General features: G+C 46.9%; 15 protein-coding genes and 2 rRNA genes (1 of these 17 cut by a window edge). 13 read left to right on the top strand and 4 right to left on the bottom strand.

The annotated features are described in order from the left end of the window. The first annotated feature begins 65 nt into the window (after window positions 1-65). The 4 genes from BR63_RS12140 (at window position 66) to BR63_RS12125 (ending at window position 3,459) form a co-directional block, all read left to right on the top strand. Window positions 66-1,124, top strand: a complete 1,059-nt coding sequence (locus BR63_RS12140) for a glycosyltransferase family 4 protein (protein WP_034420641.1) — start codon at window positions 66-68, stop codon at window positions 1,122-1,124. Between the two features lie 187 nt (window positions 1,125-1,311). Further along, window positions 1,312-1,851 (top strand): SH3 domain-containing protein, encoded by a 540-nt coding sequence (locus tag BR63_RS12135; protein ID WP_034420642.1) that lies wholly within the window; start codon window positions 1,312-1,314, stop codon window positions 1,849-1,851. 146 nt (window positions 1,852-1,997) lie between these two features. Continuing rightward, entirely contained in the window at window positions 1,998-3,158 is a 1,161-nt protein-coding gene (locus tag BR63_RS12130; RefSeq protein ID WP_034420643.1) for a DUF5667 domain-containing protein, read from the top strand. A gap of 112 nt (window positions 3,159-3,270) precedes the next feature. Beyond that, a complete protein-coding gene (locus BR63_RS12125) occupies window positions 3,271-3,459 on the top strand; it encodes a hypothetical protein (RefSeq protein WP_034420644.1) in 189 nt (62 codons plus the stop codon). Window positions 3,460-3,550: 91 nt separating this feature from the next. Here BR63_RS12125 and BR63_RS12120 read toward each other — a convergent pair whose 3' ends face one another. From BR63_RS12120 to cls, 3 genes are all read right to left on the bottom strand, one after another. Further along, on the bottom strand, window positions 3,551-4,423 hold the full coding sequence (locus tag BR63_RS12120; RefSeq protein ID WP_034420645.1) for a stalk domain-containing protein: 873 nt from the start codon (window positions 4,421-4,423) through the stop codon (window positions 3,551-3,553). 281 nt (window positions 4,424-4,704) lie between these two features. Next, on the bottom strand, window positions 4,705-4,965 hold the full coding sequence (locus tag BR63_RS12115) for a hypothetical protein (protein ID WP_034420646.1): 261 nt from the start codon (window positions 4,963-4,965) through the stop codon (window positions 4,705-4,707). Between the two features lie 108 nt (window positions 4,966-5,073). Then, entirely contained in the window at window positions 5,074-6,648 is a 1,575-nt protein-coding gene (gene cls, locus BR63_RS12110) for a cardiolipin synthase (protein WP_161781856.1), read from the bottom strand. Between the two features lie 216 nt (window positions 6,649-6,864). Here cls and BR63_RS12105 point away from each other — a divergent pair, with 216 nt between their 5' ends. From BR63_RS12105 to BR63_RS12075, 7 genes are all read left to right on the top strand, one after another. After that, on the top strand, window positions 6,865-7,923 hold the full coding sequence (locus tag BR63_RS12105; protein ID WP_051965482.1) for an efflux RND transporter periplasmic adaptor subunit: 1,059 nt from the start codon (window positions 6,865-6,867) through the stop codon (window positions 7,921-7,923). Further along, window positions 7,920-11,075 (top strand): efflux RND transporter permease subunit, encoded by a 3,156-nt coding sequence (locus BR63_RS12100; protein WP_034420647.1) that lies wholly within the window; start codon window positions 7,920-7,922, stop codon window positions 11,073-11,075. Before BR63_RS12105 ends, BR63_RS12100 begins: the two co-directional genes overlap by 4 nt. A 2-nt stretch (window positions 11,076-11,077) precedes the next feature. Then, window positions 11,078-11,665, top strand: a complete 588-nt coding sequence (locus BR63_RS12095) for a TetR/AcrR family transcriptional regulator (RefSeq protein WP_034420648.1) — start codon at window positions 11,078-11,080, stop codon at window positions 11,663-11,665. A gap of 96 nt (window positions 11,666-11,761) precedes the next feature. Continuing rightward, a complete protein-coding gene (locus BR63_RS12090; protein WP_034420649.1) occupies window positions 11,762-12,319 on the top strand; it encodes a GDSL-type esterase/lipase family protein in 558 nt (185 codons plus the stop codon). A 94-nt stretch (window positions 12,320-12,413) separates the two neighbouring features. Continuing rightward, complete coding sequence (locus BR63_RS12085; protein ID WP_051965483.1) at window positions 12,414-12,788, top strand: Na-translocating system protein MpsC family protein; 375 nt, start codon at window positions 12,414-12,416, stop codon at window positions 12,786-12,788. A gap of 392 nt (window positions 12,789-13,180) precedes the next feature. Continuing rightward, window positions 13,181-14,191, top strand: coding sequence for a Nif3-like dinuclear metal center hexameric protein (locus BR63_RS12080; protein ID WP_034420650.1), 1,011 nt, complete (start codon window positions 13,181-13,183; stop codon window positions 14,189-14,191). Window positions 14,192-14,283: 92 nt separating this feature from the next. Continuing rightward, complete coding sequence (locus BR63_RS12075; protein WP_034420651.1) at window positions 14,284-15,369, top strand: hypothetical protein; 1,086 nt, start codon at window positions 14,284-14,286, stop codon at window positions 15,367-15,369. A gap of 202 nt (window positions 15,370-15,571) precedes the next feature. Here BR63_RS12075 and BR63_RS12070 read toward each other — a convergent pair whose 3' ends face one another. Beyond that, window positions 15,572-16,015 carry a hypothetical protein gene (locus tag BR63_RS12070; RefSeq protein ID WP_051965484.1) on the bottom strand — a complete coding sequence of 148 codons (444 nt, stop codon included), beginning with the start codon at window positions 16,013-16,015 and terminating at the stop codon, window positions 15,572-15,574. A gap of 702 nt (window positions 16,016-16,717) precedes the next feature. Here BR63_RS12070 and BR63_RS12065 point away from each other — a divergent pair. Continuing rightward, window positions 16,718-18,335 (top strand): 16S ribosomal RNA (locus tag BR63_RS12065). 429 nt (window positions 18,336-18,764) lie between these two features. Beyond that, window positions 18,765-21,749, top strand: a 23S ribosomal RNA gene (locus tag BR63_RS12060) (it continues 482 nt past the right edge of the window). The 16S and 23S rRNA genes sit together here, the layout of an rRNA operon.

The following is a 21,749-nucleotide window of genomic DNA, read 5'->3' as shown; positions in this document are numbered from 1 at the left end:
TGGTGTTATAATTCATATTTGAGACGGTTGAAGTTTCAAGACGTAAATTTAAGGAGGCACTTTGGGTGTTAAACTATTTTTATCCGCTCATCATAGCCTTTTTCGTGGCTCTTTTGGTAACGCCCCTGGTAAAAAGGCTTGCTTATAAAGTGAAGGCAGTGGATAAGCCGGCAGCGCGTAAAGTTCACCACAAGCTGATGCCCCGTTTAGGCGGCCTGGCTATCTGTGTGGGCTTTTGGACTGCTGTACTCCTTACCCAGGAACTCACCATGGAGATTTACGCTCTTCTCGGCGGGGGCTTGTTAATCATCCTTGTAGGCCTCAGGGATGATATTAAAGGTGTTTCCCCTAAGACTAAGTTGTTAGTACAGGTTTTGGCAGCCTGTATCGTATTGGCTGCCGGTGTCCGTGTGAATTTTATGACACATCCTATTAACGGTGTCATAGATCTGGGTTATTTAGGTTATCCCCTGACTGTTTTGTGGATCATCGGTGTTACCAATGCCGTTAATTTAATTGACGGTTTAGACGGTTTAGCCGCCGGAGTATCGGCTATCGCCGCTGTTACCTTAGGTATCGTCTCTTTGATCGAGGGCGTTACTGCCATGGCTTTTATTCCTTTTATCCTAGCGGCCAGTATTCTTGGTTTTCTTAAGTATAATTTCCACCCTGCCCAGATCTTCATGGGCGATACGGGCTCCCTGTTCTTAGGCTTCAACCTGGCCACCATTGCCATTATTGGGTTAACTAAGAGCGCTACGGTAATCTCCCTCTTCTTACCCATTGTCATTTTAGGGATACCCATCATGGATACTCTCTTTGCCATTATACGCCGTTACCATAATGGTAAACCTATCTTTTGCGCTGACAAGGACCATCTCCATCACCGCCTGCTGGCTTTAGGATTAAGCCACCGGCATACAGTGCTGGCCATTTACGGGGTAAGTTTACTCCTGGGTGTGTCGGCCGTCTTGATGGCCTTAGTGACTACTGCTCAGGGAATGTTGATCATGGTAGTAACCACCCTGGGGGTATTTATCGGTGCAGAAAGAGTCGGTATCTTAAGAGGCCGGGATTTGAAAGACGCCAAGCATAAAAAGGCTTATAATACTGTAGCGAAATAAAGAACGACATCCGCTTTCCGATATCTGATCTTATACGACTTCCGATATCCGCTTTCCGATATCCGATTAATGTGTATTATCTTTGGAATATTTGCTATTACTATCGGAGTCGGTAGTCGGAATTCGGATGTCAGAAGTCGGACGTCGGCAATCGGATAGTCGTTAGAAAGAGGAAGGAGAGAGGAGTATGAGGCTGCGTAATATTGTTATTGGAGGAGCCCTTTTATCCATTGTGGTGGGCTTTACTTTGGGTAAGACTGTGGTTGCTGACTCTCCCGCTCCGGGCTCAAGCAGCGACCCCGTGGTCTCCAAGAGTTATGTAGACAAGGCCCTGCAGGACCGTATTAAGGAACTGGAAACTGCCGTTGCCGACTTAACCGTGAAGTCCCAGGCCTTGCAGACTGCCTTAAATGAACTGCAGGCTAAGGTAAATAAAACACCTGTAAGGACTACTCCCGCTACGCCGGGGACAAGCACTCCCTCCACACCAACGACACCTGCCGCTCCCCCTCAGAATAATACTTCCGTAATAGGGAAAACGGCGTCTGTAACGGGGAGCACATCGGTAAACATCCGGAGCGGCCCTGCCACGAGTTATTCCGTGGTAACCAAGGTAAACAGCGGGGATATTATGGTGATCCAGCAGGTAAAAGACAGCTGGTATCAGGTAAAACTCAGCGACGGGAAAACGGGCTGGGTGGCCAGCTGGGTGGTAGAAGTAAAATAGAGGTCGGGCATTGCCCGACCTCTATTTATTACTGCCACTCGTAAATATTCGCACCTCAGTTAGCATAGTCACCCCCATAAAGGTTGGACAGGCTGACGTAGTATATGGTGCAAATGATAAAGAGCTGCAAGGAGGAATACATATTAATGAAAAGACCTAGTAAAATCAAAGTTGCCCTGATGACAGCAGCCTTTGTGGCTAATATAGGTATTATACCTGCATTGGCTGATACTACCGGGACCTCACAAAACAATACGCAGGTAACAGCCCCCACGGCTGCTACGGTAGATGCAGGCATGACTCCCGATAACCCCTTGTATGTCTTCGAAAAGATGTTTGAAGAGGTGCAGCTTTATGCAGCCCTGAAGGCTGAGTATAAAGCCCAGCTTCTGGCACAGTTTGCCGCCGAGCGTTTGGCGGAAGCCCAGGCCCTGGATGAGGCCGGGAAAAAGGCCCTGGTAGTAAAAACAGTGGAGGACTATGTCAAGACGCTGCAGAAAGCAGAAAACCAGGCCACCGCTACTGTAGAAGAGGGTAAAGAGTTACAGGCAGTCCTTACAGAACTGGAGAAACTCTGCGATGCCAATATTGCCTTATTAGAAAAGATTAAGGCTGAAATCCCCACCCTCCAGGAGAACTTAAACCAGGTCAAAAACAAGCTGGAAGTTGTTAAAGCAGTCTCCAACCTTATCAAAACTGTAAATGAGGTGGAAACAGAGGACAGTACCTCTAATCAAAACCCAGGAACAACAAATACTACGCAGACAACTACTAATCAGCAAGATAATGTTTCTGAGCAAACAACGGAGGCTGCCGTAATTATCGTAACTCAGCAGAAAGAGCTTACTAAGGAACTGGTGCAGCAGCTGCGAGCCAAAGGCTGGGGCTGGGGCGAAATCGCCATGGTCTCTGTGATGGCGAAAAAAGCTGAGAAGAATGTGAGCGACATCGTGGCCCTGAGAGATAAAGGTTTAGGCTGGGGGGAAATTGCCAGGGAACTGGGCGTTAAAATGAAGGACGTAGCCAAAGGTCTGGGCAAATGGGTTCATGAGGCAAAAGTCAAGGCAGCCAAAATAAAAGCCGACATGATCAAAGCAAAAGTCAACCAACTGAAAAAGCGTCCCGAAATTTTGCTTGAACTTCAGGAGGCTATGCAAGAGTTCCAGGGCGAAGCCGAGAAACTGCTGGCAGAGATTCAGGCTGATGAGGATAATGAGGAAGCGGTAAAAGAAATCAAGAAAGTTGTAAAGGAACTGAATAAAGAATTGAATAACGCTTTCAAGAAACACGGTAAGAAAAAAGATTAACACATAAAAATGCCCTGATTTTCAGGGCATTTTTATGTGTTAGCAAAATAAACAGTTGTCCGGGTTCGGAAGGCGATTTATACTAAAAGAAATAAGCTTATAGGGTGATTACATGAAGAAGTTCAACTGGGAATATGAATGCCGGCGCTGCGGTACCCGTTTTAACAGTAAAATAGAGGGAGATAAAAAGATAGTGAAATGCCCCTTCTGTTTCCTGGAGGGGGAGGATCACTTCCTGACACCGCTGGATTATTATTATGACGATAATGGCATTATGCGACTAAAGACCTGTTATGGATGAGGCGGTTGAATAAACAGGCCGGCGGCTTTAAGGAATTGGTTATTTACAAATGAGATCAGAGCAAAAGATTAAGGGGCCCCCATAAGGCCCCTTAACTATTGATCCAGACGGCATTATATTGTGGATCCCATTTAACGTCAGCCATATAGTTCACAACTGTAATAGGAACCACAATCCTCTCGTTTACTGTTAGGCGTGGATAGTGTTCTAACTTGATTTTATAACCATTTATGATGATATAGTCCCACCAGACTGAAAGCTGTATTTCTCTTAAGCCTTTGGTGAGTCTTAAGACCCCCTCGCCTGTAGGTAGAAAACTAAAATCCATTTTGTAACCAAGCCATTTACTGAGCTGCCGGACAGGAATCATGATTTCATTGTGCCCGGAGATATAGGGCTGGTCTTCAGGGAAGAGGATCCGGGTATAGTCCACGTATACTTTGGGTGTTTTTGTTTTATTCAGCTTGGCCAAGTCTTTATATAAAACTGGTTTGGGTATTAGTCCTTGCTGCTTTACCTGGGAAGGCACCAATCCTCTGGGAGAATCCTCCCAGTATTCGTATCTTTCAGTGTAGCCCTCTATCATCCACTGGTTGATTATATTCCAGTTTACTATTGTCCAGGGCCTTAACCTCAGATTAGACGGGGCATTTTTTTCTACCCACTTTTTGGCCTCCCTTAGACTGTCACATGATTCCGGAAGGGGTATGATTTCTTTTACATTTCTTTTGACCATCCCATAGTGCAGGCTGCCTTTAATATCAAGGCTCGCCGAGGTACCGCTGTAAATGTCATACACTCTTATGATGGCGTTTTTCTCAGAGTTTAATTGTTCGCCTACCAGCACCGAGTATTCTTTACCCGGAATTATAGGGTAGTGGGCTGACCAGGCATACAGGGGTTGCACGAAAACGGTAATTAGAAAAAAAGCGGTGAAAACCATGGTTATGTAGACTTTTTTCATTCCATCCCCCCTAACCGCAGTTCTCTTAATTATATTATCCAATGACACAGACGTAAGTGGCAAGGGATTTGTTCCCGAAAAAATAGGATTTTTATGGTACTTTTAATTAACGTTAGATGTAACCCGGCAAAGCATAACTGAGTTATTGAAAAAGCTGGCGAAGGAAAAGAAAAAAAGAGAAAAGCTAGATCTTCCGCCAAAGTAAAGGGCAGATAATAATAAAAAGATAAGCCGGTTCCTCTTTTTAAGAGGACCGGCTTATCTTTTTATATCTGCATTAATTATTTACTCATCATCTTCTTAATCAAACGAATATCTGTATCGTGATCCAGGAGGTGATTAGTAATTCTGGTGATGTGGCCTTTGATTTGGGTAACATCTTCCTCCATCCGGCAAAGGCGGGCGTCGGAGACTTCCACCCGGTGTTCAATAGCTTTTAATAATTGCGTGTGCTCCTTTTGTCCTTCTTTTAGACCGGATATTTCCTTTTCCATACTGGTCATTTTTTCTAAGATTTGTTTAAGTAATTCCTTCTCCTCCATAAAACTCTCCTTTTTTTCGGGAAGAAGTTTTTTGTATAATTAAACAGCTTGTACATCACAATTATATCATACCACTGTAAATACCTACTAACAACCTGCAACTACCAACTATAACAGGGGCGACAATAACCTTGCCCCTGACTCCAGGAACCGATTGGTTAAGGGACGTTCCTTGAAGGTTTCCAGGTCAATCTGCTGGCAGTGTTTTAGGTCTTCAAAGAAATCTTTTTCTAAACGCTGCGTGGTTTCTTCATCATAGATAAAGGCGTTCACTTCGAAATTCAGCTCGAAGCTGCGCTGGTCCATGTTGGCGGAACCTACGGTGGAGACGATACCGTCAATCATCATGGTTTTCGCGTGGATGAAGCCTTTGTGGTATAAGTAGACTTCTACTCCCGTTTCCAGGAGTTCTTCCATGTAAGACATGGAGGCCCAAAAGACAATCTTATGATCGGGCTTGGCGGGGAGGATTAACTTTACATCTACCCCGCTCAGGGCGGCAGTTTTGAGGGCGGTGAGAATGCTTTCATTGGGTACGAAATAAGGTGAGGTGACATAGAGGGATTTTTCCGCTGTGGCCATGGCATAGTAAAAGACCTGCATAATGGCTTCCCATTCGGTATCAGGTCCGCTGGCCGTGATTTGTACCACCTTGTTGCCACAGGGTTCTTTGACGGGGAAAAGGCCGGAAAATTCCTCTTCCAGGGCCTGCCGGGTCACAAAATACCAGTCTTGGAGGAAGATACGCTGGAGAAAGTAGACGGCATTACCCCTCAGTTCCAGGTGGGTGTCACGCCAGTAACCTATCTTGGGGTCCCGGCCCAGGTATTCATCACCGATGTTAATCCCGCCTACAAAGGCGGTGGTGCCGTCAACAACGAGAATCTTGCGGTGGTTGCGGTAGTTTATTTTGCTGTGTAAGAAGGGCAGTTTCACCGGAAAGAAGGGTTCAGTTTCGATGCCTGCCTGGTTCAGTTCCTGCAGGTATTTCTTGCCGAGTTTCCTGGAACCAAGTCCGTCATAGATGATACGCACCTTTACACCTTCTTTGGCTTTGGCGATAAGAAGGTCTTTTATTTCGTTGCCGATTTGGTCATCACGCAGGATATAAGTTTCCAGATGAATATGTTTTTTAGCTTCTTTGATGGCCTCCATAAAAGCGGGGAAAATTTCCTGGCCATCGGTTAACACCCGAAGGCTGTTGTTCAGGGTGATGGGAAAATTGGCGTTGCTCAGGATAAGACGGATCAGTCTTTCCTTGGAGCGGGTAAGGTGAGGAAGTCCGCTTTCGTGTTCACTGAAGCTTTCATCCAAAGGATAGATATAATTGTTCAGCGCCGCTTTTTTCCTGACCATGCGCCGTTTGCGGAACTGGCGTCCGATGGTCAAATATAAGATGAAGCCCATGACAGGTAAGAAGATAAGGATCAAGAGCCAGGCCACGGTTTTGGCCGGGTCCCGTCTCTCCAGGAAAATAACGACGGCGGTGAATACCACCAGGGAAGCAAAGATTACTGAGAAGATATTCAGGGTTACTTCCCACATCCCGGGAAAGGGAATATACCTGGCCAAAGAAGGGACAGAAGCAGGGTCAATTCTGTTAATCAGATATACCTCTGTGACAAAGAGGAGAAGAATAAACAGGAAGATGATGATAAACTTCAGGGGCTTGAACCTTTGCATCGTTGCTCCTCCTCTCATCGTTCTGCTATTTATATTCTACCAATATATAGTCTATAGAACAAAGGATGTTATGCGCCTATCTTCGCCCGTATTACAAAAAATTTACCAAAGACAGCTTGGCTATGCATTGACAACCAATTTCTCACACCATACAATAGAGTGTGACTGACCGACTGTTCGGTCGGGCACGTTTTTGTGAGGAGGTTTACAGACGGCATGAAGAGAAAGTACATAGGATTACTTTTAGCAATTTTAGTCTTTAGTATGCTGATGGCAGGATGTGGTTCTAAGAAGGCTGATAAGGTGTCGACCGCGGAAACAAAAAAAATCCCTGTAACTGTAGAAATTGTGAAAAAGGGTAATATGGAAAAAAGCATTCCCCTTGGCGGTCTTCTCCAGCCCCAAGATGAGGTGGCCCTGTCCAGTAAAAACCCCGCCTTTAAAATATTGAAAGTGCCGGTTCGTGTAGGGGATGGGGTAAAAGCCGGCACTCCTCTGGTCGTTTTCGATGGGAGGGATCTAGAACTCCAGCTCAGGTCGGCACAGGATTCTTATAACGATGCTAAGTTGAATTACGAACGCAACAAAGAGCTTTACGAGGCGGGGGCCATAGCCAAGTCTCTTCTGGAGCAGGCCGAGCTGCGCCTGTCAGGTGCCGAAATCGCCCTGAACAACCTGCGGATTCAGCAGGAAAACACTGTGCTTATTTCTCCCATCAATGGGGTGGTTTCCGCCGTCTCCGCAGTAGAAGGCCAGCTGGCGGGCAGTATGCCCCTGGTTTCCGTGGTGAATATCGATAAATTGAAGCTCCAGGTACAGGTAGGCGAAGCCTATATCAATAAACTGCGGAAAGGCGGCGAAATGCAGGTAAGCATTCCTGCCGCCTCAAAAGAGAGCTTTACCGGGATTATTACCAATATTGCACCGCAAATAGACGCCAGGACCAAAGCCTACCCTGTTACTTTGGAAGTAGAGAATGCCGGCGGCGAGATCAAGGGCGGCATGTACGGGGAAGTACAGCTAGTGGTAGACAGAAAAGAAAATGTTATTGTGGTGCCCCAGTACGCTATCCTGGACCAGGATCAAAAGAAAGTGGTTTATATAGTGGAAAATGACACGGCCAAAAGAAGAGAAGTTGAAGTAGGTTTAACTCTGGGCGACAAGGCAGAGATTGTCAAGGGACTCAATCCCGGCGAAGCTTTAATGGTAGAGGGACAGTATGGGGTGAAAGATGGCAGTCCCGTTACCCAGGTAGTAAGGGGTGAGGCTAAATGAGGCTTTCCGATTTAGCTGTTAAACGTCCTGTCGCTATAGCGATGGTCTTTCTGGTGATTATCCTTTTGGGTACAGTTTCCATGGGAAGATTGAACCTGGACCTGTTTCCGGAATTAAACCTGCCTATGGTCTTGACCATGACGGACTATGAAGGTGTGGGTCCCGAGGAAATCGAGAATTTGCTGACGCGGCCTATAGAGGGCGCTATCGGCACAGTCAACGGCGTGAAAAATATTCACGCCACATCCCAGCACGGCAGGTCCGTGGTTTTCGTGGAATTTGCCTGGGGCACGGATATGAGTTTTGCCGTAAACCAGATACGGGAAAAAATAGATTTTATTGCACCCATGCTGCCCAAAGATGCCAAAAAGACGCTGATCTTTAAAATAGACCCCAACCAGATGCCCATTATGTACCTGGGCCTGAGCGGCAGTGTGGACCTGGCTACCCTGGACAAAATAACCAGGGACATTATCAAACCCCGCTTAGAGAGAGTCAATGGCGTGGCTTCCGTAGGGAGTGACGGGGGTGTTACCAGAGAGATTCGTATTTCTGCTGTTCCCCAGCGTTTACAGGCCTATGGTTTGACCCTGGATCGTATAGTTTCTTATCTGATGATGGAGAACCGCAATACTTCGGCAGGCACTGTGGAAGAGGGCCTCAAGGAACATACCGTGCGTGTTACCGGGGAATTTAACAGTGTCCAGGAGATAGAGGGATTACAGATACCCTTGCCCTCGGGCGGCTATGTGAGGCTGGGAGACCTGGCCCGGGTGGAAGATACTTTTAAGGAAAAGAAAACTTTTGTCTTCATGGATGGGCAGCCGGCGGTACAGATCACCGTGCAGCGCCAAACCGATGCCAATACTGTCAAAGTATCGGATGCTGTACATAAAGAACTGGCGGAAATCAGAAAAGTCCTGCCCAGTGGGGTAGAGATTAAAGTTAGTGTCGATTCAGCCAAGTTTATCCGTCAATCTATCAATAGAGTAACGAGCAATGCTATGATAGGTGCGGTCTTAGCTGTTTTCATTTTACTCCTGTTCTTAAGGAATATCAGAAGTACCCTGATCATCGGCACAGCCATACCTATCTCCATCATCGCCACCTTTATACTCATGTATTTCGGCGGCTTGACCTTAAACCTAATTTCTTTAGGGGGGCTTGCCCTGGGTATTGGTATGATGGTGGATAACGCCATCGTTATTCTGGAGAATATTTACCGCTACCGCCAGAACGGGTATTCCCGGATAGAAGCAGCCATGAAAGGGGCCAATGAAGTAGCTGTTGCTGTAACTGCATCTACTTTAACATCCATTGTGGTGTTTTTACCCATTGTTTATGTAGAAGGGATGGCTTCACAAATTTTCCGGCCCATGGCGCTGACTGTATCTTTCTCCTTAATCGCTTCCTTAATGGTAGCCTTAACCCTGGTGCCCATGTTGTCTTCTAAGATTCTTAAAGTTGACAGGATTAACAACGGCAATGGCAATGGAAAGGCGCGTTTTAAGCTGATTTCCAGGCTATCCGATAAATGGGGCTATTTACTTGAACGCCTGGACGAAAAATACCGCACCGTACTTCATTGGGCCATTAATCATAAGAAAAAAGTAGTCTTTGGCACTTTAATTCTCTTTATTATCAGCTGTGCCTTAATTCCTTTTGTGGGCATGGAGTTTATTCCCAAACAGGATACAGGAGAATATGTTGTGAACATTGATTTGCCCAAGGGAACGGCATTGCGGGAAACCCAGCGGGTAACAGAGATGGTGGAAACATATATTGCTGAGCTTCCCGAACATGACTGGACCTTTTACTCCGTCGGTATTCAGAGCGGCATGTTTGGTTCCAGCTCATCTCCTGAGCAGGCCATGATCCGTGGTAAACTTAAAGATAAAAAAGACCGGCAGCGCAATATTGACCAGGTCTTAGATGAACTCCGCGAAAAATGTGCTAATATTCCCGGCGCCAGGATAGAAATTAAGGCTCAAGAAGGAAGCATGGGCCCCAGTACTTCACCCATCGATATTGGTATCATGGGTGATAATCTGGAAGTATTACAGATGCTTTCCCAAACTATTGCCCAGCGGGTAAAAGAAGTGGAAGGGACCAGGGAAGTGAAGACTTCCCTGGAAGATGGACGCCCGGAAATCAGCATCAAACTCAACAGGCAAAAAGCAGACCTGTATGGGATTAATGCCTCCCAGCTTTCCAGCCTTGTTTCCACGGCGGTAAACGGCTCGGTGGCTACCCGTCACCGTGTAAAGGGTGAGGAAATCGATGTGCGTGTTATTCTTGACGGAAATTACCGGAAAAACCTCAATGACCTGGAGAACCTGACCCTGATGTCCCAGACCGGTGCCCTTGTTCCCCTGGGGGAAGTGGCTGATTTACAAATTACCAGGGGACCGACCAAAATTGACAGGCGCAACCAGACAAGGCGTGTAGCCATTACCGGTGATATTTCCGGACGGGATTTGAAGAGTGTCACCCAGGATATCCAGCTGGCCATTAAGGATATTACGTTACCACCGGGAGTTCAGCTGGAGTTCGGCGGAGCCAATAAAGAGATGATGGAGTCTTTCCAGAGTCTAGGTTTAGCGTTGATACTGGCGATTATCCTGGTCTATATGATCCTGGCGGCCCAATTTGAAGCATTAATTTATCCCTTTGTGATTATGTTTGCTGTGCCTCCTACGCTCACTGGGGTAGTATTCTCCCTGCTCGCAACGAGAAGAACTTTAAGTGTACCTACTTTTATTGGTATAATCATGTTGGCGGGTATTGTGGTTAACAACGCCATTGTGCTGGTAGACTATATCAATACCTTAAGGAACAGGGACGGCCTGTCCCGGAAAGAGGCCATCCTGAAAGCGGGGCCCACCCGTTTAAGACCTATTTTAATGACTACTTTAACTACAGTACTGGCCCTCATACCCTCTACCCTGGGGATCGGAGAAGGTGCCGAGTTATCGGCTCCCATGGCTACGGCTGTAGCGGGAGGTCTCACTTTCTCAACCCTAATTACGTTAGTCTTAATTCCCTGTATGTACATTATCCTGGATGACATCGCCTTAAAGGTGAAATCCTGGTTTAGAAGAGACAGGAAAAGTCCCGGTATTCCTGAAGTCCCTGCAGCGGGAGGAGAATAGAATTGACAGAAAACAAAGTGACCGGTAAACGGGAGTTGATTCTTCAGGCGGCCCTGATGGTTTTTTCCGAGAGGGGTTATCACAAAGCTAAAATAGAGGAGATTGCCCAGGAGGCCGGAGTCGGTAAGGGTACTGTTTATGAGTATTTTACCAGTAAGAAGCAGTTGTTCCAGGAAATGCTCAAAGACAGAATTGAAACCTTTAATCAACACACGAGAGAAGCCGTGGAAAAAGAGCAAACCATACGGAATAAGCTTTTATGTATCATCAAGGAGAGCATTATCGTCGGCAGGCATTTCCGTCATCTCAACAAGATGGCTCTTTTGGAAACGACGTTAATTGACGAATCTTTTCGTCATTGGCTACTGGATATGCATGCTTACCGGTTATCGGCTATTGGTGAGATTATCCAGGAGGGTATTGACAAAGGGGAACTAAAACCAGTCAATGTCTCTCTGTTTGCCCGCTTGTTTTACGGCGGTCTGGGTACGTTGGTCAGTCCTATTGCAGGCATGGATATGACGCAAATCGACGTGGATAAGACAGCCGAAGAGATTGTAGAGCTGTACTTGCATGGAGTTGCCCTCTGAATTTGGATTGTAAAGCCTGAAAAGTAACGGGTTATGAGTCACAAACTCATGCTCGTTACTTCTTTTCGTATCAGATAAATTATTGGGAGGTAGATTATGCCCACCATTGTCGCTTTGGGAGATTCTATTACCTATGGCTATCCTTTCACACCAGATGTATCCTGGGTAGAACGTTTACGCCGGGAAACAGGCTGGAAGGTCATTAATTCCGGAGTTTCGGGAGACACCTTTGACGACATGGCCTTACGCCTGGAAACCGATGTTTTTACCCATAAACCGGATATCGTGATCCTGATGGGTGGAACTAACGATGTCTATGTAGGTTTGAGCCAGCCCCGGATTCAAAAGAGTTTTAAGGCTATCATCGATGCATTAGAAGCTGAAAATATCAAGATTATTGTCGGGATACCTCTGCCTGTTGATGATGCTACGGAAAGACCGTTACAGCTCTGGCGCAGCTGGTTAAGGCAGTTCTGTGAGGATAAAGGTATTGCAATTATCGACTTCCACCAGGATTTTATGGATGAAAGGGGTAAAATGAAAGAAGATTTATTCCTGGATGGCTGCCATCCCAGAGTAAAAGGTTATGAAATTATGGGAGAAAGAGTAATAAAAAGCTTGGCTGAGCTTGATCTGCTAATAAGAAAAAGCTAAAAAAAACATAAAAACGTAAAATAAGCAGGAATTACCCCGCTTTTGTCGAAAAGGTTTTTCTACAGAGGGTACCTTAGTACTGGAGGTGTTTTTTTTGTTGATAGGTGAATTTAAGCAGGAGATAATGCGTATCAACAATAAAGTGAATTTGGGCCTCTACGGACAAGGGCTGGCCTGGCAGAAAGTCGAGATCCTCCAGGATAAAGTATTAATAATTGCCAATAATAAAAGGCTCCACGCCCTATCGGCCATTGATCAAAAAGATAACTTGACCACCACGCTCATTGATTATGGCCTGCTTATTGAGTATAAAAGAAGGTTAAAACAGGATTTGGAAAGCAATATTAAATTAAAGGTCCTTGCTGTGATGAAGGATTATGACCCGGCAACGGAGATTGCTTTTACTTTTATCATTTTTGAAAAAACGGTGGAGAAATTTCTCGAAGAAAATCATAATTTTTCTTGTTGAAAAAGAAGGAATTTTAAATAAAACAGCGAATAGTAATATACACCTAATTCAGGCAGAGGGTTTGTGAAAGAAAGTCTTATAACAACTTAAAGTTTAGCTGGCTGAGGGAGCTCCTGCCAGGAGAGCCCAAGATGACCGCTAGTCCTTGTAATCGCTGGGATTTGGTACCCCTTATCCCATGCATTGCCGGGCTGGCGGTTTATTGCTTTTTATATCCCAAAAAGGAGGTGAAGATGTAACCTCGATAGTTTGTCGTTCGCTCCCCCTGATTACTCAAATACTGTTATGTTTCAGGTCAGAAGATATTATATATTCGCCATATTCTCATAACTACTAGCGGAGGGGAGTGGAGAGTAGCCTTAGTTTAAGTCAACAGAAAGTAGGGAGAAAAAATGGAGAAAAAAGTTTTCGTCAGAGATGTCCTCCATACTCTAGACAAAATTACCGGGGGGAGGGTTGTAAAATCAGCAGAAGATTATGCCTGTGGCAAAAACCCCTTTGTTGTAACAAAAACATCTAATATTCCCGGTAAAGCAGTAACGGAGCTTCCTGGTCTCATTTGGGGGAACCCTGATCAAGAAGTCAAAAAGATTGCCGTTTTAATGACCTTAACGGAAAGCGGGATTGAACTGGCCGGGGCAACGGGAGTAGATGCCATTGTCGCTCATCATACTATTGCCGATGCGGCCAATTCCGGCGGTGTGTTATTAAAGACGTATCTTAGCCTGTACAACATTGCCTTATTTGAACTCCATGAAGCATTCCATGGTTTGCATCCTGGTATTTCCTATCTCCATGGGCATAAAGCTTATCATGTTGATATTAAATATGGTGGTATTCCTGGCAATATTATGTATGTTGGGGAAGCCCTGCCTGAAGTTAAAACGGTAGGAGATATGTTAACGCGTTTGGATAAACTGATGAACACCGAATTTGAAGAGCAATTCCTGGCTAAAGAAAGGGAAATTCGAGGCTGTGACGCTATTGAGGAGACAAGCGTTAAAGCGAGAGGCAAGATCTTAGTAGGCAAAGGGGATAACCCAGTTCATAAAATTATCCACATCTTCCCCCATACCGGGTTCACCCCTGAACACTTAGAACAGGCTGTAAAAGAGCATCCGGGGGCTGACACGTTGTTAGCCACTATTAGCCGCGTTAAACCGGGCAATGCGTTAATTGCCAAGGCTGAAGAATTAGGTCTGAACTTTGTTTGTGGCAATTCCCATGCCATGGAAATTATGGAAAATGGTTTGCCCTTAGCTCGTGCAATTAAGATGTATTTGCCTGAAGTAGAAGTGGTCATTTTCCGTGAGAGAGTGACCAGCATCCCCCTTGAGGCTGTGGGTTCAGCCAGTATCCAGGACTATGCCGCCATGATTGCCCAGGATTTTTTAGTTAAATAGTTACTAGTTATTAGTTACTAGTTACTAGACGATTTTATTAGTATTTACTGACAAAAAATTACAAAATAAAAAGCTAAGAAAGGAGAATTATTATGAGTGATGTAAAAGTCACAACTGCCCAGGAGACCAGAGGTCTTCGTAAAATCGAGATTGTGGGTTTAACCCTGGTTGTCCTGTCCCTGGTTGGTCTTCTCTTCAATCCCAGTTTCATTTCCGGTCTCTTCGATGCCATGTTAAAGAGGGCTCATCCTATCATTGTTAACGCTTTTATTACAGGGACTGTGGGTGTAGCGATTATTATCAGTGTTATGGTTGGTCGTATTCTGGAACGCTGTGGTTTTACTGATGCCCTTATGCGTATTTTTATCCCTATCGCTAAGGCTATCGGCGTTAATCCGGCTGTAGTCATTCCTGCCGTTTACAACATCCTAGGCGACATTAACGCTGCCGGTCGCATTGCCGGTCCTATTCTGGTAAAAGCCGGAGCAACCAAAGATGAGCAGAAGATTGCCGTTGTTACCATGATGCAGTCCCAGCAGTCCTTCTCCACTTTTATGTTTGGTATCCTTGCTTTGACTGCGGTAGGTGTTAATCCCTTTGTCATTATCGCGGTATCTCTTTTTATTCCACTGGTAATGGTCCCCTGGTTATTGCGGATGACTATTTACAGAGACACGAAAGCCGTTTCCCTGGACGAACTGCCCAGTTTTACGCCCAATACTCCCGCTCTGCCCACTATTTTCAATGCAGCCCGGGAAGGCGCTGAACTGTTATTCTTATTGATCATTCCTGCTATCGGCGTAATTTTTTCGATAATCGGCGCCCTGGATTATCTGGGCGTATGGAAACCTTTTGAAGCCGGCCTTACTGCTGTTCTCAACATTTTGTCAATTGACCCCAAATCTGGTATGGTTAGCATTCTAGCTTCTCCGACCCTGGCCATGGCCCAATTAAAAGATGTGGCTGCCAATATGAATCCTAAGCTGGTAGTTGGTTCCGTTGTTCTGGCTTGGTCAGGCTATCCCTTCTCGGTTATCTTCGGACAGCTTCCTGCCATCTGGTCCGGTTGCACCGATCTTAACCATAAGGAAGCTATGTACGCTGCCATTCTTGGTGCCGTTTTAAAACTTCTTACCGCAGGTTTAATCGCTATTTTTCTGACACCTCTCCTGGTTTAGGTGGCGAGCCGGCCGGGACGTGTCAGATCTGGGGAGGCTTCACGGCCTCCTCTTTTAATTTAGTTACTAGTTACTAGTTGCTAGTTACAGACGTTCCCCGTTTCCCGATCCCCGATACCTGAATCAGAAGTATATTTTCGGGTAGCTGGTAGCGATTAACTAAGTAAGAAATCGGAAGTCGGATGTCGGAAAACGGAAGTCGTTAATTAATTAGATGGCCCAGGGGAATAATAAATTCACCGCGGGAGGTCCAATAGACTTTTACATCGGGGCGGGCCAGGGGAATGTCCCAGGCTTTGTTGTCCGAGACAATACGGAGTGCAAAGTATTGTTTGAATTCGGCCTGGTCTAAAACTTTATTGTTTAATACTTTTAGGGTTAACTCAGGCAATTCTTCGGCATTAACGGGTACCAATTTTGCCGGTTTTGCTTCTAGCGGACCTAATCCTGTTCCTATATCATAGGAAGCTCTTCTTCCTGTTGCCGCTACAACTTTATGGGGGAGGATATTGCAGGTAAGGTTGTAAACGTCGTTTCCTACGGAGATCGGAAGTAAGACATTGCCGCTGTAAAGCTCCAACCGGAATTGGTGGTCTGAAATTAGGGTTAGAGTGGTTTCGGTTATAAGTTCTATACCCAGGTTCATATTGATTCACCTCCTTTCTTAGTTATTAGTTACTAGTTCCTGGTTATTAGTGGATTTAATTTAATTGAAACCAGTTTTGGTCGTAATATTATGCTGGAAATGGCACTGTGTGCCTGGCCTAAAGAGAAAAGATTATGTAAGTATTTACCTGTTGCATTGGTCTGAAAAACGTGATAAATTAATAAAGGTTGCCGCACGGCAGTGCCGTTGGCGGTAAAAAGCAGTTACACTTTCAGCAAAAAACATTGCAGGACATATTGACAACAGACAAAAAAGAATGATATAATAATTAAGCCGCCTGGGAAGACCGGGTGGAGCAGGAAGGAGTGAATGAGAAAGTTCCTAGTCTCCTTAGTTCTTATAGGACAGGTTCACTAGAAACGAGTATCTTCATTCGCACGCAAAAAAGCGTGCTTTGTTGTTTAGTTGCTAGTTCACAGTTACTAGTCACTAGTGAAAAGAGATGACCAGAGAGGTCAGCTAAACACTAGGAACTAATAACTAATAACTAATAACTAATAACTAGTAACTAATAACCAAAACAACTCGCGGACGTTGTCCGCGGAGGTCCTTGAAAACTGAACAGTTGAGAGCGAGCGTCTTGTTCAATTCAAATGAAGTAATTAGTGATTCAAGAGCTAATCAAACGCCAAAGAGTAAGTGCCTGGTTACTAATGACTAGTAACCGGTAACTAATAACTTTTATTGGAGAGTTTGATCCTGGCTCAGGACGAACGCTGGCGGCGTGCCTAACACATGCAAGTCGAACGGTCCGGCACTCAACTTTTAGTTGAGAGCCGGATAGTGGCGGACGGGTGAGTAACACGTGGATAATCTGCCTGTGACCCTGGGATAACACCGTGAAAATGGTGCTAATACCGGACAGCTTCGTTGGAGCGCATGCTTAGATGAAGAAAGGAGAAATCCGGTCACAGATGAGTCCGCGGCTGATTAGCTAGTTGGTGAGGTAAAGGCTCACCAAGGCGACGATCAGTAGCCGGCCTGAGAGGGTGGACGGCCACACTGGGACTGAGACACGGCCCAGACTCCTACGGGAGGCAGCAGTGGGGAATCTTCCGCAATGGGCGAAAGCCTGACGGAGCAACGCCGCGTGGGTGAAGAAGGCCTTCGGGTTGTAAAGCCCTGTCTTATGGGAAGAAGAAAGTGACGGTACCATAGGAGGAAGCCACGGCTAACTACGTGCCAGCAGCCGCGGTAATACGTAGGTGGCAAGCGTTGTCCGGAATCACTGGGCGTAAAGGGCGCGTAGGCGGTTAATTAAGTCAGATGTGAAATATCCGGGCTTAACCTGGAGGGTGCATCTGATACTGGATAACTTGAGTGCAGGAGAGGGCAGTGGAATTCCTAGTGTAGCGGTGAAATGCGTAGATATTAGGAGGAACACCAGTGGCGAAGGCGGCTGCCTGGACTGTAACTGACGCTGAGGCGCGAAAGCGTGGGGAGCAAACAGGATTAGATACCCTGGTAGTCCACGCCGTAAACGATGGGTACTAGGTGTAGGAGGTATCGACCCCTTCTGTGCCGGAGTTAACACAATAAGTACCCCGCCTGGGGAGTACGGCCGCAAGGTTGAAACTCAAAGGAATTGACGGGGGCCCGCACAAGCGGTGGAGCATGTGGTTTAATTCGACGCAACGCGAAGAACCTTACCAGGTCTTGACATCCCCTGATAGTCTAAGAGATTAGATGTTCTGTCTTCGGACAGACAGGGAGACAGGTGGTGCATGGTTGTCGTCAGCTCGTGTCGTGAGATGTTGGGTTAAGTCCCGCAACGAGCGCAACCCTTATCTTTAGTTGCCAGCACTTAAAGGTGGGCACTCTAGAGAGACTGCCGGTGACAAACCGGAGGAAGGTGGGGATGACGTCAAATCATCATGCCCTTTATGACCTGGGCTACACACGTGCTACAATGGCCTGTACAAAGGGTAGCGAAGCCGTGAGGCGGAGCCAATCCCAAAAAGCAGGTCTCAGTTCGGATTGCAGGCTGCAACTCGCCTGCATGAAGTCGGAATCGCTAGTAATCGCGGATCAGCACGCCGCGGTGAATACGTTCCCGGGCCTTGTACACACCGCCCGTCACACCACGAAAGTCTGCAACACCCGAAGCCGATGGAGCAACCCGGCACTCAATTGGATAAAAAGCGTAGAAGGAGAAGCCATAAAAGGGCAAAGCAACAACCTTCGAAAGAGATTTATCCAGTTGAGTGCCGGGAGCAAGTCGTCGAAGGTGGGGCCGATGATTGGGGTGAAGTCGTAACAAGGTAGCCGTATCGGAAGGTGCGGCTGGATCACCTCCTTTCTAAGGAGCATCTCAAAACGACATCCGAAAGCCGACATCCGACATCCGGAAGGAGAGGGAACGGCACGTGGATGACGAGAGCATCCTAGGTCGATGACGCAAGACTCAACTGTTTAGTTTTCAGGGACCAAGCGCCCTAAGGGCGCAGTTCCCGTTAGTTACCAGTTCCTAGTTACTAGTGCAAAGGGACCCGAAAGGGAAACTTGGAACTAATAACTAGTAACTAATAACTCACCAGCAAAGCTGGTGTGTGCCGTTCTTTGAAAACTACACAGAGGAGAAAGCAGTAAAGACACCGAGAACAAAAATCTCAGGTAGGAAACTGAGGATTCGACTACCGACATCCGACAGCCGACTAAACATTGGAAGGCGGAAATCGGAAAGCGGAAGTCGTGACCGAAGAGGAATACTAGAGAGCAAAAAGAAGTAGGTCAAGCTACTAAGGGCATACGGTGGATGCCTGGGCGCTAAGAGACGAAGAAGGGCGTGGTAAGCTGCGAAAAGCTACGGTGAGCCGCAAGCAGGCGTAGACCCGTAGATACCCGAATGGGGCAACCCGGCCGGAGTAATATCCGGCTATCGTACACCGAATAAATAAGTGTACGAGGACAACCCAGGGAACTGAAACATCTAAGTACCTGGAGGAGAAGAAAGAAACATCGATTCCCCGAGTAGCGGCGAGCGAAAAGGGAAGAGCCTAAACCCGGCACTCAACTGAGTGCAAACAAAAACTGGTGAGACTGGACAAAGAAACAGCATAAAAAACATTTCCAGTCTGGAACCGAAGTTGGCATTGAGTTGAGTGCCGGGGGTCGTGGGACTTCCGCAAAGCATGGGGAGTCTAGCCGAAGCGGTCTGGAAAGGCCCATCAGAGAAGGTAACAATCCTGTAGGCGAAAGACAGAACATGTGGGAAGGATCCCGAGTACCGCGAAGCACGTGAAATTTCGCGGGAATCAGCGAGGACCATCTCGTAAGGCTAAATACTCCTTAGCGACCGATAGCGCATAGTACCGTGAGGGAAAGGTGAAAAGAACCCCGGGAGGGGAGTGAAAAAGAACCTGAAACCGTATGCTTACAAGCAATCAGAGCCCGGCACTCAACTCTGCTTATCAGGAGTGAGAGAATGTACTACGTGTACTAATCAAAAATGAGCGAGATGAAACCTACATTGGATTCAGCTCAAACCTAAGAAAAAGATTAGAATACCACAATAAGGGTATGAACCAATCAACACGTGGACATAAATGGGAACTCATCTATTACGAGGCATACAAATCAGAACAAGATGCACGTGATAGAGAAACGACTCTAAAAGAATCGAGTCAAGCAAAGCGATGGTTAAAAGAAAGACTAAAGCGAAGTATGACTCTTGGTAAATAGAGTTGAGTGCCGGGTGATGGTGTGCCTTTTGTAGAATGAACTGGCGAGTTGCGGCAGCAAGCGAGGTTAAAGTGAGAAGCTGGAGCCGAAGCGAAAGCGAGTCTGAAAAGGGCGAGATAGTTTGTTGTCGCAGACCCGAAACCGGGTGATCTACCCATGTCCAGGGTGAAGCGTAAGTAAAATTACGTGGAGGCCCGAACCAACCGTCGTTGAAAAGGCGGTGGATGAGGTGTGGGTAGGGGTGAAATGCCAATCGAACTCGGAGATAGCTGGTTCTCCCCGAAATAGCTTTAGGGCTAGCCTCAAGGGAGAGATTTATGGAGGTAGAGCACTGAATAGGCTAGGGGCCTTCACCGGTTACCGAACCTTCTCAAACTCCGAATGCCATAAATCGTTACTTGGGAGTCAGACTGTGGGTGCTAAGATTCATAGTCGAGAGGGAAACAGCCCAGACCAACAGCTAAGGTCCCTGAGTGTGAACTAAGTGGAAAAGGATGTGGAATCGCAGAGACAACCAGGATGTTGGCTTAGAAGCAGCCACCATTTAAAGAGTGCGTAATAGCTCACTGGTCCAGGGGTTCTGCGCCGAAAATGTACCGGGGCTCAAGTTCACCACCGAAGCTTTGGATGTCTTAGGACATGGTAGGGGAGCATTGTATTCTCGTAGAAGCAGTACTGGGAGGTATTGTGGAGGGAATACAAGAGAGAATGCCAGTATGAGTAAACGAAAAGACAAGTGAGAATCTTGTCCGCCGAAAACCTAAGGATTCCTGGGGAAGGCTCGTCCGCCCAGGGTAAGTCGGGACCTAAGTCGAGGCCGAAAGGCGTAGATGATGGGAAATCGGTTGAAATTCCGATACCACCGTAGGTTCGTTTGAGTGAAGCAGTGACACAGGAGGATAAGTCGAGCGCACGGCTGGAAGAGTGCGTCCAAGCTGTAAGGGTGTAAGATAGGCAAATCCGTCTTACGGGAAGCCTGAGCAGTGACGGGGAGGGAAATTTAGTACCGAAGCGACTGATTTCACACTGTCGAGAAAAGCTGCTGGCGAGAATCTAAGGTGCCCGTACCGCAAACCGACACAGGTAGGTGGGGTGAGAAACCTAAGGCGCGCGAGAGAACCCTCGTTAAGGAACTCGGCAAAATGACTCCGTAACTTCGGGAGAAGGAGTGCCCGGCACTCAACCTAGTGTTTGAAAATGGGAAGAAGAGGTTAAAATCCAAAGAGAAACAACCTGGATAGACCAAAGTCAAGCATTGGGTTGAGTGCCGGGTCGCAGAGAAGAGGCCCAGGCGACTGTTTAACAAAAACACAGGTGCTTGCGAAAAAGAAATTTGACGTATAAGTGCTGACGCCTGCCCGGTGCTGGAAGGTTAAGGGGAGAGGTTAGTGCGATAAGTGCGAAGCTTTGAACTGAAGCCCCAGTAAACGGCGGCCGTAACTATAACGGTCCTAAGGTAGCGAAATTCCTTGTCGGGTAAGTTCCGACCCGCACGAAAGGCGTAACGATCTGGGCACTGTCTCAACGAGGGACTCGGTGAAATTGTAATACCCGTGAAGATGCGGGTTACCTGCGATAGGACAGAAAGACCCCATGGAGCTTTACTGTAGCCTGATATTGGATTTTGGTACGTCATGTACAGGATAGGTGGGAGACGGGGAAGCCAGTTCGCCAGGATTGGTGGAGTCGACCTTGGGATACCACTCTTGAAGTACTGAAGTTCTAACCTGGGCCCCTGAGCGGGGTTGGGGACAGTGTCAGGTGGGCAGTTTGACTGGGGCGGTCGCCTCCCAAAGAGTAACGGAGGCGCCCCAAGGTTCCCTCAGCGCGGACGGAAATCGCGCGAAGAGTGTAAAGGCAGAAGGGAGCTTGACTGCGAGACAAACAAGTCGAGCAGGGACGAAAGTCGGGCTTAGTGATCCGGTGGTTCCGCATGGAAGGGCCATCGCTCAACGGATAAAAGCTACCCTGGGGATAACAGGCTTATCTCCCCCAAGAGTCCACATCGACGGGGAGGTTTGGCACCTCGATG

The organism is Thermanaerosceptrum fracticalcis (assembly GCF_000746025.2).
GTDB lineage: Bacteria > Bacillota > Peptococcia > DRI-13 > DRI-13 > Thermanaerosceptrum > Thermanaerosceptrum fracticalcis.
The sequence above is the reverse complement of the archived record's forward strand: the minus strand, read 5'-3'. Positions and strand labels throughout refer to the sequence as shown.

What these genes read in the sequence shown, in the direction of transcription:
- BR63_RS12130 (WP_034420643.1), top strand. Translation starts at nt 1,998, where the DNA reads ATGAAAAGACCTAGTAAAATCAAAGTTGCCCTGATGACAGCAGCCTTT.
- BR63_RS12090 (WP_034420649.1), top strand. Translation starts at nt 11,762, where the DNA reads ATGCCCACCATTGTCGCTTTGGGAGATTCTATTACCTATGGCTATCCT.
- BR63_RS12120 (WP_034420645.1), bottom strand. Translation starts at nt 4,423, where the DNA reads ATGAAAAAAGTCTACATAACCATGGTTTTCACCGCTTTTTTTCTAATT.
- BR63_RS12125 (WP_034420644.1), top strand. Translation starts at nt 3,271, where the DNA reads ATGAAGAAGTTCAACTGGGAATATGAATGCCGGCGCTGCGGTACCCGT.
- cls (WP_161781856.1), bottom strand. Translation starts at nt 6,648, where the DNA reads ATGCAAAGGTTCAAGCCCCTGAAGTTTATCATCATCTTCCTGTTTATT.
- BR63_RS12135 (WP_034420642.1), top strand. Translation starts at nt 1,312, where the DNA reads ATGAGGCTGCGTAATATTGTTATTGGAGGAGCCCTTTTATCCATTGTG.
- BR63_RS12070 (WP_051965484.1), bottom strand. Translation starts at nt 16,015, where the DNA reads ATGAACCTGGGTATAGAACTTATAACCGAAACCACTCTAACCCTAATT.
- BR63_RS12080 (WP_034420650.1), top strand. Translation starts at nt 13,181, where the DNA reads ATGGAGAAAAAAGTTTTCGTCAGAGATGTCCTCCATACTCTAGACAAA.
- BR63_RS12105 (WP_051965482.1), top strand. Translation starts at nt 6,865, where the DNA reads ATGAAGAGAAAGTACATAGGATTACTTTTAGCAATTTTAGTCTTTAGT.
- BR63_RS12075 (WP_034420651.1), top strand. Translation starts at nt 14,284, where the DNA reads ATGAGTGATGTAAAAGTCACAACTGCCCAGGAGACCAGAGGTCTTCGT.
- BR63_RS12115 (WP_034420646.1), bottom strand. Translation starts at nt 4,965, where the DNA reads ATGGAGGAGAAGGAATTACTTAAACAAATCTTAGAAAAAATGACCAGT.
- BR63_RS12100 (WP_034420647.1), top strand. Translation starts at nt 7,920, where the DNA reads ATGAGGCTTTCCGATTTAGCTGTTAAACGTCCTGTCGCTATAGCGATG.